The following is a 2,606-nucleotide window of genomic DNA, read 5'->3' as shown; positions in this document are numbered from 1 at the left end:
TTGAGCCTTTATACATAAAGTCTATGCCAACGATCGCGTTTTCAAAAAGCGTAGGCGTTTTGTAGCCAGCAGCTGCGAAGTAGAAATTTATATCGCCTTTTGAGTTGGCTGCATCGTCATATTCAAGACCAGATACGTTTGCGTAACCCGCCGTGAGTGAGACGCCGGGAAGGCCGCTATATGTCACAAATGAGTTAAAGATATTGTCAAATTTATAGCCGTAAGGCCCAAAGCCGCCGATAACAACTCTGTCTTTAAATCTTGGCGCACCATGATCGCCGCCCGTTACGGCGCTTGATCTACCGGCAAATTTCCAAAAGTCAGCTAGGCCGATAACGGTATCTATGCTATCAAGCTTTATCCTAGCGCTCACGCCCTCAAACGCCTCTTTGTAGCCCACATCCGTGTTTGTAGCCACAAGCGGCGGCACTAGGCCTGTGTATTTTGAGTTGTAGTACTGGCGACCTAGTTTAAAGTCGATATAGTCATTTTCATATCCTAAGTAGGCCTCTGAAAGTGCTACACCTTCGCTATTCCAGTCATAGGCAAAATACTCTTTTGCAGCCTTTGACGGACCGAAATTTACTAAGCCCTGAGCCGTAAGACCAAGCTTAAAGCCATAGTAAGAGCCGGTTAAAAACCTAAGCTCAGCACCTAAACCGCCGATATGCTCACGAATTCTATTTGTTCTGCTGGCTGGTGGAAAATACTCGGTTGAGTCCATATCGTAGTATGAAAAAATAGTTCCGCCTAGCGTACTTGTTTGCAGGGCTTCTACTAGGCTATCGCTAGCGCCTGCGCTAGATGTCATAGCCATAAACGCAGCCAAACTAAAGGTAAGCTTACGCTTGCCTGTTGTAAAAAAACATGTTTTCACCATAAACTCCTTTAAATTTTTTACAGCATCATCTTTGGTTTTATGAATAAAATCATAACACATAACCTTATCAAAAACGGTAAGATTTTGGTAACATTAACTAAAAAATATTTTTTAGTTTTAAATTTTAAATTTGATATAATAGCTACTATGATAGAAATTTTGCTTATAGAAGACGATCTTGAACTGGCCGAGCTTTTAAAATTTGCATTGGCAAAAAGTGAGATTGGCGTAACCATAGTCACAAATCCGGTTGAAGGACTTAAAATTCTAGACGCAAAAAATACTTTTGACGCATTGGTGCTTGATCTTGGTTTGCCAGATATGGACGGCCTTGACGTGTGCAAGCATGTTAGGCAAGGCTATCCATCGTTACCTATCATCATATCGTCGGCCCGCAGTGAAACGCTAGATAAGATAAAGGGCTTTGAGCTTGGGGCGGATGACTATATGGCAAAGCCGTATGAGCCTATAGAGCTTGCATTTAGGCTAAGAGCGATACTCCGTCGAGGGATACAAACTAGCAACGACTCCAAAACCTTTTGCGTCGATAAACAAAGGCGTATCGTCATAAAAAACAAAGAGGAGATAGCGCTAACGAAAGCGGAATTTGACATCTTTATCTACCTTTATGAAAAAGAGGGGATGGTTATACCAAGAGAGGATATTTTGATAAATTTGGGTCAGGCGAAATTTCAAAGCGGACTAAAAAGCATCGATGTCGCCATAGGGCGCTTGCGTCAAAAAATAGGAGACGATCCTAAAAATCCGCGATTCATTCACCCCGTGCGCGGTATAGGGTATAAATTTATCAATGCGTAATATAACCATAATCAAACTAATATCATTTTTCTTTTTTGCCGCGTTAGTTATAGTAAATTTAGCATTTTTCATCGAATCAAAAAGGCAAATAAGAGATGCGGAGTATTTTACCTACCAGCGCTTTATGCTAGGCATGCGCATACGCGGACAAGAAGACGGCAATATAACCAAGCAGCTAGCGCAAATCGGACTTAAAAATAGTGATCTCGATCCAAATGAGATCAGGCAAAATGGTGAGAAAATTTTTAGCGATTCGTATGCCGATATGATAAGATACAACAAAAAGCTCTACTTTGTACCTAGATTTTCTTCCATAGATCCTAAGATGTTTTCACGTATTATGGAGGCGGCAGGGCTTAATATATCAAGCGAAAATGACATTGCGAAAAACGATGTGCCTTTAGAAAATTTAGAAGAAATTTCTTCGCATAACATTTGGATACTTTGGCTTATAGTAAATATCGTAATGGCCGCATTTTTCATAGTCGTCTTAAAAAAATTGCTGAGACTCAGAAATTTAAAAAATATGATAAGAAGAGCAGGAGAAGAAGATAAATTTAGACTGATAAAAGTAGAAGCAAATGATGAAATAGGCCAAATCGCTAGCGAATTTAATACGACGATGCAAAAAATAGATGCGATAAAACAGGCTAGAGCGCTATTTTTACGTAACATCTTGCACGAATTTCGCAACCCGATAATGAAAGGGCGGATCATGGCGGATATGATAGCCGAAATCTTACAAGACGATAAATTTAAAAGTAGATTAAAACAAATTTTTATAAGGCTAGAAATGATACTTGGCGAGGTTGTCAAGGTCGAAAAACTAGTATCTAATCAATGGGAGCTTAAGAAAAATAAGCACCGAGTTATAGACATCGTCGATCACTCGGTAGATATGCTTTTA

At 39.9% G+C, this 2,606-nt stretch carries 2 protein-coding genes and 1 pseudogene; 2 read left to right on the top strand and 1 reads right to left on the bottom strand.

Annotated features, from left to right (window positions below):
- Positions 1-877: pseudogene (locus Q0314_RS01290) on the bottom strand (metalloid reductase RarA); the annotation flags it as partial.
- Positions 878-919: 42 nt separating this feature from the next.
- On the opposite strand from Q0314_RS01290, the gene Q0314_RS01285 reads away from it, so the two are divergent.
- Positions 920-1,699 carry a response regulator transcription factor gene (locus Q0314_RS01285; RefSeq protein WP_298055639.1) on the top strand — a complete coding sequence of 260 codons (780 nt, stop codon included), beginning with the start codon at positions 920-922 and terminating at the stop codon, positions 1,697-1,699.
- Positions 1,692-2,606, top strand: a 915-nt coding sequence (locus tag Q0314_RS01280; protein WP_298055637.1) for a sensor histidine kinase, incomplete at its 3' end; no start/stop codon positions are given. The genes Q0314_RS01285 and Q0314_RS01280, both read left to right, overlap by 8 nt.

The sequence above is a fragment of the uncultured Campylobacter sp. genome, assembly GCF_938040115.1.
Lineage (GTDB): Bacteria > Campylobacterota > Campylobacteria > Campylobacterales > Campylobacteraceae > Campylobacter_A.
This window is presented reverse-complemented; position numbering and strand designations above follow the sequence as displayed.